The organism is Streptomyces sp. SID3343 (assembly GCF_009865215.1).
Lineage (GTDB): Bacteria > Actinomycetota > Actinomycetes > Streptomycetales > Streptomycetaceae > Embleya.
Genome location: NZ_WWJX01000098.1, coordinates 26,261 through 40,685 on the forward strand (window position 1 = coordinate 26,261; position 14,425 = coordinate 40,685).

A 14,425-nucleotide genomic window follows, 5' to 3' on the forward strand; every position below is an offset into this window, starting at 1 on the left:
GACCCGTCACTCGCTGAGCGAGGCCTACATCCAAGATCTCGATTCGGTGTGATGTTTCGTTTTCGAGGCGGATCGCTGGTTTGCCCGCAACACTGAACGTCCCGATGCTCAGTGCACTTTCGAAGGACACCACATGCGCCTCGACCCGCCTCTGACAGTCAAGGGCTACAACGGAACGGTCACGTTCGACGGAGAGTTCGTCATCCTCACCCGTAAGGGATTCATAGCGCGAAGCACTGTCGGCAAGGGCGAGAAGCGTATGCACATTGGGCAAATCACCGCCGTGCAATGGAAACAACCCGGCGCGCTCGTCAACGGATTCATCGAGTTCACCCTGCCGGGTGGGAACGAAGGCCGTTCACAGTTGGGGCGTCAGACGCGGGACGCCGTGAAGAACGAGAACGCCGTCGTGGTCACACGTGCTCAGGCCGCCGCTTTCGAGTCCCTCCGCAAGGCCCTCGAAGCCGCGATCGCCGAGCAGCACCAAGTCGTGCCGATGCCACCGTCGGGGGGTGCCGATGCAGGTCTGGCCGAGCAGATCCGGCAGTTGGGTGAACTTCATCGAGCAGGTGTGCTGACGGACGACGAGTTCACCGCCGCCAAGATTCGCCTGATAGGTCATCAGTGAGCCCAACGGGATCATCGCATCATGACCGCCCACACCGCCCATCCTCACATGCCACGCCCCCGATTAGCTCTGTGCCGGCGTCGGTGCTGTGCCCGTCGGTGAAGTTGCGGTCCCCTCCGGGAAGAACTTCGTCTTGAGGATCGCGAGTGTGGCGGCGTTGTTCAGGTGGCAGATGGGGAGTGGAACGGCGAACATGCCCTTGTCCCATACTCCTGCGGATCGGTCGACGGCTTTGAGCCAGCGCACGGGCAGGATGTACTCGGCCACGTCGGGGTCGGTGTCGTCTCCCGGATGTCGGTACTTTCCCACGAGTTGTTGTTCGGCCAGACGCAGCGAGCCGTCGCGAACGAGGGCTTCGGTGAAGGGGAGGGGTTCCCCGCATACTTCGCCGATTCCTACGTATCCGACCTTCGGTATGTGGAGGTTGATCCGGTGGCCCGGTTGCGGCCGGCGAAGCCCTCGTGAGAACCGCTTTCCGCCGCCGGCGGAGATGAACCCGAACCTGCGGGCGTCGTCCCATGATCGGATGCCGCCCTCCTCGCCCAGTACGGAATACCAGTCGAGGCCGTTCCACGGTTCGCGCGTCGAGGACTTGCCGGCTCGCGATGCGGGCGTGGTCTTGGCCTCGTCACGTAGCCACGTGCGGGCGAGGTATCGATGCCCGTCGTTTTCGTAGTAGTGGAAGCAGACGGCATTGACCGGGACGCCGAGATCTGCGAGGTACCCCACGATCCGCTCGGTGGCCTCGTCCAGGCGCGCAGCGACGATCGTCACCCGGTGCGCCGCGTTCAACTCCTCCGGCGCGGGGATGCCGAACCGCTCCTCGAAGGCGGCTTCGAAGGTCGTGTCATCGGTGCGGTAGTCGGCGAAGAGTCCGAGGATCTGTGCGTGGGAGAGCAATGTCGCCCACGACGCGTAGTCCAGGGCCTGGGCGATGACCTCGCGTGCGCCGCGGTCGCGCTTGAGCTCCAGGACGAGCAGGCAGCCCTCGCCGTCGATCGCGAGAAGATCGACGAACCCGCCATGCGCGGTGGGGACCTGACGGCCGATCAGCAGCACGGGTTCGCCGAGGATGTCCGGATCGGCTTCGATCACTTCTTCGAGGTCCCGTTCCAGGGGCATCGCCGCCGGCCGCATGCGCTGTGGCCGTCCGTCCTCGTCCATTCGCCAGATCGCGACCTCGGTCGGCATGCCCCTCCAGCCCGTCGAAACCTCGTCCCGGGTGCAACTACGACACGCTGTGGATTTGTTCCGCCGCAGACAGAATCGATGGCACGACGCCGTGCTGGGCGCGGTGCCGCGGGCAGGGTATGGGTTGCGTCGTGTGGCGGATGCGTACGGCGCGCGCGGGACAATGGCTTCCGGGCCCGGTGGATCGACGGGCACCGGTGCCACGGGCGTGGACCGTGTGTCGGGTCGGTGCGGCGTGCGGGGTATTGGTGACGAGGCGGCGGGGTGGCATCTGTGTTGGAGGAGCGGGAGTCGATTGGCCGGCGGGTTCGGCGGGCCCGGCTGCGTCTGGGTATGCCCCAGGCCGATCTCGCCCAGGCGATCGGCAAGACGCAGGGCTGGTTGTCCAAGGTCGAGACCGGCCGCATCGAGCTCGACAGGGCCTCGACGATCAACGAACTCGCGTCCGCCCTGCACTGTCATCCCAACGACCTGTTGGAGCGTCCCTACGTGACCGGGACGCCCTCGGAGAAGCAGTGGCCGGTGGCGGCGGCATCCATCCTCCGGGAGTTGCGTCGCTACGACTTGACGCCGGTGTTCGACGGAACGCCCCGGGACTCGGTTCTGTTGTGGCGCGAGACGGCGCGGCTGCACCGCTTGCGGGACGCGGCGGCCAACATCGCGATCCTGCACATGCTGCCGGATCTGCTGCGCGAGGCCCGTGCCCTGGCCGAGGTTTCGACCGGCCACGAGCGCGAGGAGGCGTTCGCGATCTACGCGGTGTGCTGCAAGTTCGCCCACACCGCCGGACACGCCCTGGGCCATCCGGAGTTGGTGGCCATGACGTGTGAGCGGGCAGCCTGGGCCGCCGCACTCTCCGGCGATCTTGTGATGGCAGCTGTTGCCGACTGGATGCGGGTGTGGGACATGTGGGCCACCGCGGACTGGTCGGACTCGTTGGCGTTGTCGGACAAGGCGCTGCGCTCCATCGAGGCGCAGTACTCCGCCGGTGACCCGCTCGCGTTGCGGGCCTGGGGCACCCTGCAGTTGCGGGCCGCAGTCTCCGCCGCCCGGGCCGGCGACGCCGAGGAGACCGAGAGCCGCATCGCGCTCGCCCGGGACGCGGGTGATCGGATCGACGCCTTGCACGAGTCCGTGTTCGATCGCCACTCCCTGACCTTCTCGACCGGCAACGTGCAGATCCACGCCATCAGCGTGCGGTTGGAGATGGGGGACCACGCCACTGCCCTGCGCATGCACGAGCGGGCCGATCCCGCGCACATCGCGGCGCTGCCGAACTCCCGTCGCTCGCATCACCAGATGGATCTCGCGCGGGCCTGGCTGTGGGACGGGAATCGGGAACCGGCCCTTGCGGAGCTGGAGACGGCCGAGCGGATCGCCCCGCAGTTGGTGCGCAACCACCCGATAGCGCGAGCCACGCTGCGCAAGATCGTGTAGGCCGAGCGCGCGGTCACGCGGGAGAAGCTGCGACGCATGAGCGACCGCTTCCACCTGGACGAGTAGGCAAGAATTCCCCGGATTCATATTCATCTGTGATGCTAGGGCTACTGTCCGTCGCATGAATCTGGCGAGGATGGATCGCAGCGCTCCCGAAGCGCTCGACGCCTCGCGTCGCCCGGGCACGGTGACCTCGTCCTCCGGCAGCGCGCTCCGTACTTCGAATGACTCCTCGGCCTGTCCGGAAACAACCGGGCGGGTACGAGCGGCTTCGTCGTTGCCTCGACCGACTCTGCTCCCGGCCGACCCGGGAGCGCTCGTCCATCCCGCCCCTGCGACTTCCCCTGGACGCTCTTGTGGCTGAATCCGTGGCCGACGTCGACGACCGCGCCGCCGAACTGCGCGACGAACTCGTTCGCAGCCTGCGCGACGACGACACCATCACCTCACCCGCCGTCGAGGCCGCCTTCCGATCGGTGCCGCGCCACACGTTCGCGCCCGGCGTCGCCCTGGAGCACGCGTACGCCCGCCACGCGGTGATCACCAAGCACGACGGCCGCGGGCGCCCGACCAGTTCGGTATCCGACCCGCACATCCAGGCCGTGATGCTCGAACAGGCCGGTGTGGAGCCGGGGATGCGGGTTCTGGAGATCGGGTCGGGCGGCTACAACGCCGCCCTGTTGGCCGAACTCGTCGGTGTCGAGGGTCGCGTCACCACGGTGGACATCGACGCGGATGTCACCGCCCGCGCGCGGGAGTTCCTGGACGCGACGGGATACGAGCGGGTCGAGGTGGTCACCGCCGATGCCGAGGAGGGTGTGCCGGGACGGGCGCCCTACGACCGGATCGTGGTCACCGTCGGTACCTGGGACGTCCCGCCCGCTTGGGCGACCCAACTCGCCCCCGGGGGACGGATGGTGGTGCCGTTGCGCACGCGCGGGGTCACCCGCAGCGTCGTCTTCGAGGTGGACGGCGATCATCTGGTCAGCCGGGGCTCGGCGCCGTGCGGTTTCGTCGCCATGCAGGGCGTCGGCGAGCATCGGGAGCGCCGGGTGCCGCTGGGGGAGGCCTGGCACTGCTGGTCGACGACGGCGGTTGGGACGACCCCGGCCTCTCGGACGACGTTCGCGCCGGGGAGCGCTCGGCCGCGTGGTCGGGCGAGACGATCGGCCGGAGCGAGGCGTTCGACCACCTGTTCCTGCGGTTCGCCACCGAACTCCCCGGCTTCGTGCGCCTGTGGGTCGACCAAGCCCAAGAGGACCTCGACCCCGTGGCGACGGGCGAGAAGATGTTCCCCTTCGCCGCCGCGGACAAGGACGCACTCGCGTACATGGTCGTGCGCCCGGCCGAGAGCGCGGACCGCGTGGAGCTAGGCGCGCGCGCCTTCGGCGGCCACGGGGCCCAGGCCGCCCAAGCCATGGCGGAGGTCGAACGGGTGTGGAGCCGAGCCCACCGCCACGGCCCGGGCCCGGTGTACCGGGTCTACCCCGCCGACACCCCCGACGACGTGCTTGCGCCCGGGCACGTCGTCGACAAGCGGCACAGCCGCGTCGTGATCTCCTGGCCGTCCGGGAACTGAACCGCCCCGGACGTTCGGGTCCTGTAGCACCGTCTCGCACCATCCATTCGGATCAGGAGAGTGAGAGCACATGACCGCCCACAGCCCGAATGCCACGACGAACACCGCGACGCTCGACCCCGAAGGCGCCGCCTTCGCCGACGAGTTCACCCTGGACATGCGCCTGGTGGAGTCCACCGTCTCGATCGACCAGCTCCTGTGCGCCACCTCGGACGGCTGTGGCTCCTCGTGCTGCAGCAGCGCCTGCACCACCAAGGCCGCGGAACCGTTCGCGTTCTCGGTCGACGGAGTCCGCGTCCGACATCCCGTCCGGTACCCCGGCCAACTCGACAGCCGACGCGCAATCCTCGGCCTCGCCCCCTCGGCCGGCGGCCCGGCGACGAGACGCGAGCCGGCTGTTCCCGCACCCAGGTGCCGCAGAGAGCCGGTACCCGACGAGTTCGCCGTCCTGGAAGGGCTTCTGGAGGCCATCGAGCCGGTGCGGCGCCTTCCGCGCAACAGCCTGCACACCGTCGACATCGCAGCTCCGTGGGCGTGCGGATACTGCGGTGGACCCGCGCCTCGCGACTCGGCCGAGGTCGAATTCCGACGCCGTGTATGGCGGATCTGCCTCGTGTGCTCGGACACCAGCCACACCCGTTCCTCGACGAACTTGTCATCCTGTTGACCGAGCCCCGGCTCCTCCCGCTCACCGTGGGGCTGCTGGGCGGCTGGGGCTCGGGCAAGAGCAGTCTCCTCGAACTCACCAGGGTCGAACTGGAGAACGATCCGGCGAAACACCTACGTAGTCGCTCGGTTCAGCCCGTGGCAGTTCGAGGGATACGACGACATCAAGGTCGCGCTGATGACCGCGATCCTCGACAGCCTCGAACAGCAAGCAGCACCCGATACTGCGGCAGCCGAGGAGTTCGGCAAGCTACGCCGATTCGCGGCGAGACTGCGACGGCCCGTGCGCGCGGTCGTCCAGGCGGCTGCCCCGGCAGCGGTCACCGCAGCGGTGACGCTGATCGACCCTGGTGCGGCGCCGATGGCCGGCACGATGGCCCAGGCCGCGTTCGGCGGTCCGGACACTGCGCCACCCGAGGCGGATCAGGCAGCCGAGACCGCCGCCGTTCCCAACATGCCGGTGCAGGCATTTCGGTGTGAATTCTCCCGCCTGCTCGAAACCCTCGGGGAGGTCGACGCCGTTGTCGTGCCGATCGACGACCCCGATCGGTGCCTTCCGGAGACCGTCGTCGAGACGTTCGAGGCGATCCGCCTCTTCCTGAACGCGCCCAAGACCGCGTACGTCATCGCCGCTCACCAGGCAATCGTCGAATCGGCGATCGACGCCCGCTACCACGGGTTCACGAACGCCCTGACAGGCAGCGGCCTGGGCGCGCAATACCTGGAAAAGATGATTCAACACAAGGTCTCGATCCCGACCCTGTCCGGGTCGGAAGCGGAAACGTACCTCCACGTGCTCCTGGCCGTACGGCTCCGAAGGCCTCTCCGCGACCGTCACCGGCGGCACCGAAACGGGATTCGTCCGCGAGCCCTCGGGCAGCCTCACAGCCATGAGCACCGGTGAAGCCCACTACTACTACCTCACCGACGCCCAGGGCTCCGTCATCGCCATGACGGACAAGAACGGCAACAAGGTCAACACCTACGCCTACGACCCGTACGGCAACGCCCGCACCACCACCGAAACAGTCCCCAACCCGCTCCGCTACACCGGCGCCCACCTCGACCCCAGGGGCCTGTACAAGACGGGCGCCCGCTACTACGACCCCACCGTCGGCCGCTTCACCCAGCCCGACCCTGCGGGCCACGAAACCAACGCGTATGCCTACGCGGTCGGCGACCCGATCAACGGAGCCGACCCGACCGGGACCAGCGCCTGTTCGAACTCGTTCGTGAAGGCCGCGAGGGGCGCTCTGTGCGCAAGCGACTCCAGGAAGAAAAAGATCAACAAAGGTGCCCAGGGAGTCGCAGCCGGAGCGGGCGTCTGTGCTGTCGTCGCTGGACCGACCCCGGTCGGCGCTGTCTGCGCTGCGGTCGGTGCAAGCGCGGCCGTCGTCTCCTACGCCATGTCGTAAAGAGCCGAGCCGTACTCGCGTCCTCGAGGCCGTCTCCTCGAGCAGCCCGATACCCCAAGGAGCAGGAAATGCCACGTAAGAGCGGTCGAGATGCTTCCAAGCAGGTGAGCCCCGGCACCACGCTCGGACTGGCGATCTTGTGTCTGATAGTCGGTAGCCTGGTCCTTTTCGGTCCGGGTGGTAAGAACGTCGGGATGTACACGGTGGGGGGCGCGATGTACATGATTTTCGTGGTGTTCACGTTCCACTGGCTGCGGGCCAGGTCCCGCTCGTAGTACGACGCAGGAGCCGGATGCCAAACGCCGACGGCCGCCGCCCCCCGACACTCCACCAACGAATGCCGAGCGCCGAGCGAGTACACCGACCCATCCCCATAGGGCTCCGAATCGGCCCGGCGCTCGTATCCGCGCCGGTGACGCGAAGACCCCCGGACCCGCGCGGGTCCCGGGGGCCTGGACCGTCGGGTCAGCTCACCGGCACCTCGGGAAGTTTCAGGAGGGCCTGCGGCAGGTCGGTGACGCCGTGCTGCAGGTACCAGGCGCGGGCCCAGCGCAGGATCGCGCCGTGGCGTAGGCGCCACCGGTCGCAGGCCGTGGACAGGAAGTCGCTGCAGAACGCCTCGTGCAGGCGGGCGATCGGGTCGTACTCCCATTCGGCAGTGCGGATCGTGCGGGCGTCCAGGTCCAGGACGTCGGCGAGGACCGCGGCGGCCGCGTTGCTGGTGCCGGTGTATCCGAGCGTGCGCGACGCCCTGGAATCCGGACGATGACCGAACACCTCGATCCGCCCCCGGGCCCGCCCGCCGTCCCGCGTGTGTGGTGAGAGGTCCCGCGCACTCGCGGCGCCCTGGCCGCGGCGCGAGAGGGCGTCGCGCGCGAACTCGCCGGGTGGGGTTGGTCGCACGAGTTCGCCCGGGGCGTCGTTCTGGTGGTGTCGGAGGTCGTGGGCAACGCCCTGCGGCACACCACCGGCCCGGTGCGGCTGAGCGTGGCCCGTACGGGGGGCGGTGTCGTGGTGTCCGTCGCCGATACGGACCCCACCGTGCCCACGCGACGCCGACCGGCCCCGACCGGCCCTGTGGGGCCGGTGGTGGGCGGGTTCGGTCTGCACATCCTCGACGCCGTCACCACGACCTGGTCCGTCGAGGAACTCCCTGGCGGGAAACGCGTCCACGCCCACATATCCCACTGACGTAACCCCCTCGACCTCAACGCCCGAGCCCGCGCGTTCGTGGCCCTCGGCGCGCCCGTTCGCGTGTCGGGGCGGCCACGCGCGGGACACCGCTGCGATCCGGGTGTGCCGGCCACGGCCGCGGTTGTTCTCGTCGCGGGGGACACGTCGGTGTCGTGGCGGCGGTGTCGGAGCGTGCCGGCAGGGGGCGGGATTGAGGCGTTCGCGGTGGGTTCCCGGCCATGTGGGGGTGAACGTGTGGGGGCGGATGCGGGGCGTTGCGAGGATCGGCTCCTTCCCCGGGAGCGGCCGAGGTCGCAGGTGGGCGCGGCGGCGTGCGGGAGAGGTGAGCCGTATCCGATCGAGAGGATCGCGACTGTGTCCGTGTCCGTTGCCAGGCCTGTGCAGCGTGCTGTGGTCTACCTCCAGACTGTGGTGGTGGAGGCGGCTCTGGGGGAAGGCGGGAGCGCCGTACGTCGTCTCGACGCGATCATGGGGCTGCCGGTCGAGGATCTGTCGACGTTGGCGAGGGTGGTCGCCGACTACGTCGGTCGCGCCGTGGTCGTCACGGGCCGCGGCCGGGTCCCGGAGCCGGCGTCGACCGTCGGTGGTGGCGTCGGCTCGGGTGAGAGCGGTGGGGTGGGCGGGACTTCGCTGTGGGTGTGATGTCCGCGTGGTCCGCGCGGGAACCCGATCGGTTCGACGCTCTGCTGCGTGCGGGCGCGGGGGATCGGGCCGAGGGAGCGGGCGGGGCGGGTGACGTGTTCGCCTATGCGTTGGACTGGACCGGTTGGGTGGCGGCCGACGGGGTCGACCCGCGGGTCCTGCTCGCGGTGTTGAGCGAGGCGATGACCGAGCACGGCCCGTCCGGCCTGGACTGGTAGCCGGACGACGTCGAGGCGACGGCCGGAGCGCGGGATCGGGTGTCGGGAGGGGGAGCGTCGTTCCCGGAGACCGGGTGGCTCGCCGAGGCTCACGACGCTGTTGAGGGCCGGCGGGCGGGTCGGTGTGCGCGTGGCCGGCGACGGCCGACCTCGGACGTGGGGGTCGTGCGCACGGGCGTGTCGGGGTGAGGTGGGGCGGTCGTTCGTCCCGTGGTTCGATCGTCGGCCTCGGTGGTGGCCCGCGTCGGAGGGTCGCCGGCATCTCCTCGCGCAAGAGCCCGGAACGGGCGGTGCGGTCCGTGCCGCAGGGTCGCCTCGGCGTGTGGGTGGCGGCGGGAGCCCGGGAACGTCCGTGGCGGACGTGGGGCGTTGCCGTACGGCGACCGACCGGTCGCGGCGTCGGCGCGTGGGGATCCGCCGACCGGGTCGACGCCGGGAGGGAGCGGCGGTGGCCACGCGCGGCGCCTCGGGGTGTCTTCGGGACGCGCCGACTGTGAGGGGTGTCGGGCGTGGTGGTGTGGCGCTCCCCGTGTCCACACGAGTCGTTGGGGCCGCGGACACCCGGACGGGTCGTCTGTGCGGATTCGGTGTTCGTCGGTTGGTGTCGCGGGGGTCGGCGACCGGGTTGTGGCAACGTCGACGGTGACGACCGGCCGGACGGGTCGTTCGCGGCCGGATGTCCGGATTGCGGTTCGTCCGGGGCGAACGCGGAACGAGAGGCGTGAGGTCCCGGAGGCTTTGTCGGGTGTTCGGAGGAAGGGATGTGGATATGGGGACGGGCGAGTCGCGGGCGGACGGATTCGCGCGGGAGATGGCCGAGGCCGGTGCCGGTGCGGAGGGGGACGCGATGAGTCGGGCGTTGGCGTGGTTGTCGGTCTCGTATCGCCGTGCTGCCGAGCCGCGTGGGTGCGGGGGGCACGGCGGGGCGTCCCCGGAGCGGGCGTGTTCGGAGGGCGGCGGCGGGGAGTCGGGTCGTTCCTGAGCCGGTTCGTCGCGGTTGTGACGGTCGGGGTTCGTGGAGTCGCGGTCGCCGTCCGAGTGGTTGTGTCAGGGTGGGAGCGCTGGTCGGGGCCTGTGGGCTTTGGACGGTCGCGGCGCGTTCGGCCGTGTCGCGTCGTCGCCCGTGCGAGAACGTGGGTGGGGCGCTCTTTCTTTGTCGGGGATGGGTTCGGTGACGCCCGGGCCGTTGACGAGGGGTGGGCCCGATGTCGGGCGAGTCGGTTGCCGTGGTGATCGTGACGTACAACCGTCGGGACATGCTGCGGGAGTCCTTAGGGGCGTTCGCGGCGCAGAGCCGGCCGGTGGACGAGATCATCGTGGTCGACAACGCGAGTTCGGACGACACCGGCGCGATGCTCGCCGCGGAGTTCCCGGACGTGACGTGGCTGCGGTTGGAGGAGAACACCGGCCCGGCGGGCGGCTACGCCGCCGGGTTGTCCGCCGCGCTGGAGCGCGGGCACCGGTGGATGTGGTTGTTCAACGACGACGACCGTCCGTTGCCCACCGCCTTGGAGGAACTCCTGGAGGAGGCGGCCCGGTTGCCGGGGCGTACCGGCATCCTGGGCACGTGGTTGGTGGACGACCGGGGTGAGAAGTCGGTCCTGGGCCTGGGCTGGCGGCACCGGCACGTGCCCGCGCCGCCCCCTCCGGACGGCGGGTCGTACCCGGTGGACGTGTTGATCTTCGCGGGCGCGTTGGTCTCGGCCGCGCTGGTCGCCGAGGTCGGGGTGCCCAGGGCGGAGTACTTCGCGATGTGCGAGGAGTTGGAGTTCTGCCTGCGGGCGCGCCGCGCCGGGTGGGGAATCCGGATCCTCCCCAGGCATCTGACGGTGACCCTGCACGAGGGGGCGGCGCGGGATCCGCTGTGGCGGTTGTACTACCAGACGCGCAATCAGTTGGTGATGAGCGTGGGTCACCGCTCGCCGGCCGAGGTGTTCTTCTGGGCGGTGCGGCAGGGCAAGTTCACCGTCGCGACGTTGCTGTGGCAGGACCGCAAGACGCAGCGCTTGCGGATGCGGGCCCGCGGCGCCTGGGACGGTGCGCGCGGTGTCACCGGCCGTACGGTGGAGCCGCGCGGGTAGCAGCCGGGCGTCGGTGTGCCGCGAGTACGGCACGGCCCGACTTCTCCCGACCCTCGACGTCGTGGCGTGGCCGCCGGGACGCTCTCGGCCACGCGCGAGTTTCGCCCGGGACGTCGCCCGTCAGTCGTGTCCGTGGACTCCGCCTCCTTCGCCGTGGGGTCGCAGGGCCGCCGTGCCTGCCCTGGGGCGGGACCGGCCCAGTGGAGGAGCGGTCGGCAGGCCGGTCGTGTGAGCGTCGCCGTGCCGGTCGCGGTGGCGACCCCGAAGCCGGTGTCTCCCGCCCGGCCGTGCATGGTCACCAGGCGTCGCGTTCGCCGATGTTCGCCGAAGCAGTGGGTCGGCTTCGTCCGCGCGGTGGCGCGGCTCGGGTCTCGGCTCGGCTCCCCGGGGCGCGTCGGGGAGATTCCGCGCGTGGCGGCGCTCGATCGGCGCTGCGATCGAGGCAGGCGGGTTCGGGCGGCCCCGTCGCACGACGAGTGCGATGTGCCCGCAGGTCCCGAGCAAGGGACGACGGCGCCGGGCCGCCGTGCGCGGGCAGCAAAACGCGTGCCCTTTTCAGATCTTGTCGAGGAATAACCCGACCATTCGTCGGAAAAACTGGGAACCTCCCTCTTGGGATCCTGTATCGGTGTAATGGATATTCGATCGAATTAGGCCAACTTTTCGGATAGCAGAAAAGGTTGACATGAACCTCGCGTGCGCGGGCAGTGGCGAACCCGCAGGTGACGATCCCCGCACGGAGTGTGTGTCCCGAAGATTTGTCCGATGGCAACTGTTTGCGGTGTCGGGCGAATGAACTTCGAGATTGGCCGATTGATTCGTCACGGAAAACAATACTTTGAGATAGCTGGTCGACTTTTCCCCCGGCCCACTCCAACCTTCTGGTGCTCGCACCCCACCGTGGGGTGCGCAGGCCCTGGGGGATCGATGAAGGAAACCCGAGCTCGGCGCGCCCGCAAGCGCTCCGACCGGTCCGGCAACACCGCGATACGCGCCGGCGCAGTGTCCGCGTTCACCGCGTTGGCACTGGTTGCGGCCCTGACGCCGTTCCAGGCGTCCGCCGCACCGGACGCGCCCGCCGCACCGAAGACCAAGTGGGGACACGGCACCACCCAACCCCTGCCACCCGCCCCGCACGGCAAGACCAAGGCCCCGCCGAACCTGCCCCGCACGGGCGGTGCGCAGTCGCGCGGCGCGATCACTACGCTCGCCGGCCCCGACTGGGACGCCGGCGACGTGCCGTGGCACAACTACCAGGGATACCGACTCAACGACTCCACCGTCGCCAGGGTGGACGTGTCCACCGGCAACCTGATGATCGCCTCCACCGACCTCGACATCGCAGGCGTGGGCCAACGCCTGCAGGCGAGCCGCACCGCGAACTCGTTCTGGACCGGCAGCAAGGGCAGCCTGGGCCTGCAACTGTTCAACTACCAGCGCGGCCTGACCGAGACCGCCACCGCGGTCGACATCCAGGGCGAGTCCGGCAACACCATGTCGTTCCCGAAGAAGACCGGCGGCGGCTTCGACCCCGCCAAGGGCTACAAGGCCGACCTGACCAAGGACGGCGCCGGCGTCTACACCCTCACCTGGCGCAAGGACGGGAAGAAGGAGACGTTCACCGCCGCCGACGGCCTGACCTCGATCACCGAACGCAACGGCGGGAAGATCACCGTCGTGCGCACCGGCACCGACACGGTGCGCGCCACCGAGACGCGCTCCGGGCGTTGGGTCGAACTGCACCCTGCGGGCAGCGGGCCCGACATCGGCGACGGCCCGCAGTGGAAGAACCTCGCCGTCGTCGACAACGCCGGCCGCACCGCCACGTATCGCCTGGTCCGCAACATCGACCCCAACGGCTGGCAGTGGGTCGTCGGCAAGGTCGACGACGTCAACGGCGAAACCGTCCGGTACGCGTACGACAACGACGAACGCGTCACGCAGATCACCACCGCGATGGGCCACATCACCCGCTTTACCTACGACACCTCCAGCCGCGTCACCTCCGTCACGCAGATCACCGACCTGCCCACCGGCCAGGAAGCCGTCACGCTGTACGCGTACTCGGCGGCCCACGGCGTCGCGGGCACCACCACCGTCACCGACCCTCGGTTGAACGCCACCGTGTTCGCCGTCCAGGCCGACGGTCACGTCGACCGCGTCACCGACGCCCAGGGCCACAAACGCGACACCACCTACGACATCAACGGCAACGTCCAGACCGCCGTCGACGCCATGGGCACCGGAAGCAACCCCGGAAACGTCACCACCTACGGCTGGGACGCCGCCGGCAACCTCACCTCCACCCAGATGCCCACCGGCGCCACCGCCTCCCTCACCGGTTACCAGACCTACGCCGGCGCGCAGTTGCCCGCGTCGTTGACCGACCCCAACGGTGACAAGACGTCGTACTCCTACGACACCTCCGGCAACACCCTGGGCGTCAGCGACGCCACCACCGGCGGATCCGGAGCGCAGCTCACCTACACCTACAACCCGGCGAGCCCGACCTGCGGCGGGTTCAAGGGTCAGCGCTGCACGTCCAAGGACGCCAATCTCAACACCACCGACTTCACGTACAACACCACCGGCGACCTGACGAACGTCGCGGCCCCCGCGCCGCTGGGCGACACCGTCTACACCTACGACAACCTCGGCCGCACGAGCACCGCCAAGGACGGCCGCAACATCACCACCACCTACACCTACGACAACCACGACCGCGTCAAGACCGTCGCCACCCCCGGCAAGTACGTCGCCTACGACTACGACAAGGACGGCAACCAGACCAAGCGCACCGACGCCGCCGGCACCGTCAAGGTCGAATACGACGACCTCGGCCGCGAATGGCGCCGCACCCTGGTCGGCGGCGACCAGACCACCCTGCACTACGACGCCGCAGGCAACGTCATCCGTTACGACGACCCCATGGGCCGCGTCCTCTACGACTACGACACCCTCAACAACCTCACCAAGGTCACCGACCCCCTCGGCGGCGAGACCACGTTCGCCTACAACGCCAACGGCGCCCGCACCTCCACCACCTACCCCGGCGGCGTCGTCCAAGCCGTCGACCTGGACACCAGCGGCCGCCCCAAGCAGGTCAAGGCCACCAAAGGCACGACCTCCTTGTCGGAACTGAACTACACCTACGCGTACGGGGCCTCGAACACCGACGGATCCAAGTTCCGCACCCGCACCGACGGCGCCGGTGTCAAGAACACCTACACCTACGACACCCTGGGCCGGCTGACCAACGCCCGCGAGACCGACAGCGCGAACACCCAACTCGCCGCCTGGCTCTACTGCTACGACAAGGCCGGCAACCTCACCGCCACCTCCACCACGACCACCGCGTGCGGCTCCGCGGGCAC

The 14,425-nt window shown here is 69.4% G+C and carries 14 protein-coding genes and 1 pseudogene; 13 read left to right on the top strand and 2 right to left on the bottom strand.

Annotated features, from left to right (window positions below; translation table 11 throughout):
• Positions 1-133: 133 nt before the first annotated feature.
• Positions 134-628 (top strand): DUF4429 domain-containing protein, encoded by a 495-nt coding sequence (locus GT354_RS03000; RefSeq protein WP_161354578.1) that lies wholly within the window; start codon positions 134-136, stop codon positions 626-628.
• Between the two features lie 63 nt (positions 629-691).
• Here the strand turns inward: GT354_RS03000 and GT354_RS03005 are convergent, their stop codons facing one another.
• Positions 692-1,819: an endonuclease NucS domain-containing protein gene (locus GT354_RS03005; protein ID WP_161354579.1), complete on the bottom strand. Its 1,128-nt coding sequence runs from the start codon at positions 1,817-1,819 to the stop codon at positions 692-694.
• 273 nt (positions 1,820-2,092) lie between these two features.
• Between GT354_RS03005 and GT354_RS03010 the strand changes: the two are divergent.
• The 7 genes and pseudogenes from GT354_RS03010 to GT354_RS03040 all read left to right on the top strand — a co-directional run bounded on the left by GT354_RS03010 (position 2,093) and on the right by GT354_RS03040 (position 7,191).
• A pseudogene (locus GT354_RS03010) lies at positions 2,093-3,322 on the top strand (helix-turn-helix domain-containing protein).
• 290 nt (positions 3,323-3,612) lie between these two features.
• Positions 3,613-4,629, top strand: coding sequence for a methyltransferase, FxLD system (gene fxlM, locus GT354_RS03015; protein WP_346011822.1), 1,017 nt, complete (start codon positions 3,613-3,615; stop codon positions 4,627-4,629).
• Positions 4,620-4,835 (top strand): hypothetical protein, encoded by a 216-nt coding sequence (locus tag GT354_RS56325; protein WP_346011823.1) that lies wholly within the window; start codon positions 4,620-4,622, stop codon positions 4,833-4,835. Before fxlM ends, GT354_RS56325 begins: the two co-directional genes overlap by 10 nt.
• Positions 4,836-4,905: 70 nt before the next feature.
• On the top strand, positions 4,906-5,502 hold the full coding sequence (gene fxlA, locus GT354_RS03020) for an FxLD family lanthipeptide (RefSeq protein WP_161354580.1): 597 nt from the start codon (positions 4,906-4,908) through the stop codon (positions 5,500-5,502).
• 99 nt (positions 5,503-5,601) lie between these two features.
• The gene (locus GT354_RS53380; protein ID WP_346011825.1) at positions 5,602-6,405 is read left to right on the top strand and encodes a P-loop NTPase fold protein; all 804 of its coding nucleotides are present in this window, start codon (positions 5,602-5,604) and stop codon (positions 6,403-6,405) included.
• Positions 6,392-6,916, top strand: coding sequence for an RHS repeat-associated core domain-containing protein (locus GT354_RS03035; protein WP_161354583.1), 525 nt, complete (start codon positions 6,392-6,394; stop codon positions 6,914-6,916). The genes GT354_RS53380 and GT354_RS03035 overlap by 14 nt, the downstream gene beginning before the upstream one ends.
• Before the next feature lie 68 nt (positions 6,917-6,984).
• Positions 6,985-7,191, top strand: coding sequence for a hypothetical protein (locus tag GT354_RS03040; protein WP_161354584.1), 207 nt, complete (start codon positions 6,985-6,987; stop codon positions 7,189-7,191).
• Positions 7,192-7,381: 190 nt separating this feature from the next.
• On the opposite strand, the gene GT354_RS03045 is transcribed toward GT354_RS03040, so the two are convergent.
• Entirely contained in the window at positions 7,382-7,819 is a 438-nt protein-coding gene (locus GT354_RS03045; protein WP_161354585.1) for a hypothetical protein, read from the bottom strand.
• On the opposite strand from GT354_RS03045, the gene GT354_RS03050 reads away from it, so the two are divergent.
• The 5 genes from GT354_RS03050 to GT354_RS55625 form a co-directional block, all read left to right on the top strand.
• Complete coding sequence (locus GT354_RS03050; RefSeq protein WP_161354593.1) at positions 7,763-8,107, top strand: ATP-binding protein; 345 nt, start codon at positions 7,763-7,765, stop codon at positions 8,105-8,107. The genes GT354_RS03045 and GT354_RS03050 overlap by 57 nt on opposite strands.
• 381 nt (positions 8,108-8,488) lie before the next feature.
• A complete protein-coding gene (locus tag GT354_RS03055) occupies positions 8,489-8,752 on the top strand; it encodes a hypothetical protein (RefSeq protein WP_161354586.1) in 264 nt (87 codons plus the stop codon).
• Positions 8,752-8,970, top strand: coding sequence for a hypothetical protein (locus GT354_RS03060; protein ID WP_161354587.1), 219 nt, complete (start codon positions 8,752-8,754; stop codon positions 8,968-8,970). Before GT354_RS03055 ends, GT354_RS03060 begins: the two co-directional genes overlap by 1 nt.
• Before the next feature lie 1,205 nt (positions 8,971-10,175).
• Positions 10,176-11,051 (top strand): glycosyltransferase, encoded by an 876-nt coding sequence (locus tag GT354_RS03065; protein ID WP_161354588.1) that lies wholly within the window; start codon positions 10,176-10,178, stop codon positions 11,049-11,051.
• Between the two features lie 927 nt (positions 11,052-11,978).
• A partial coding sequence (locus GT354_RS55625) for an RHS repeat protein (protein ID WP_161354589.1) occupies positions 11,979-14,425 on the top strand: 2,447 nt, incomplete at its 3' end.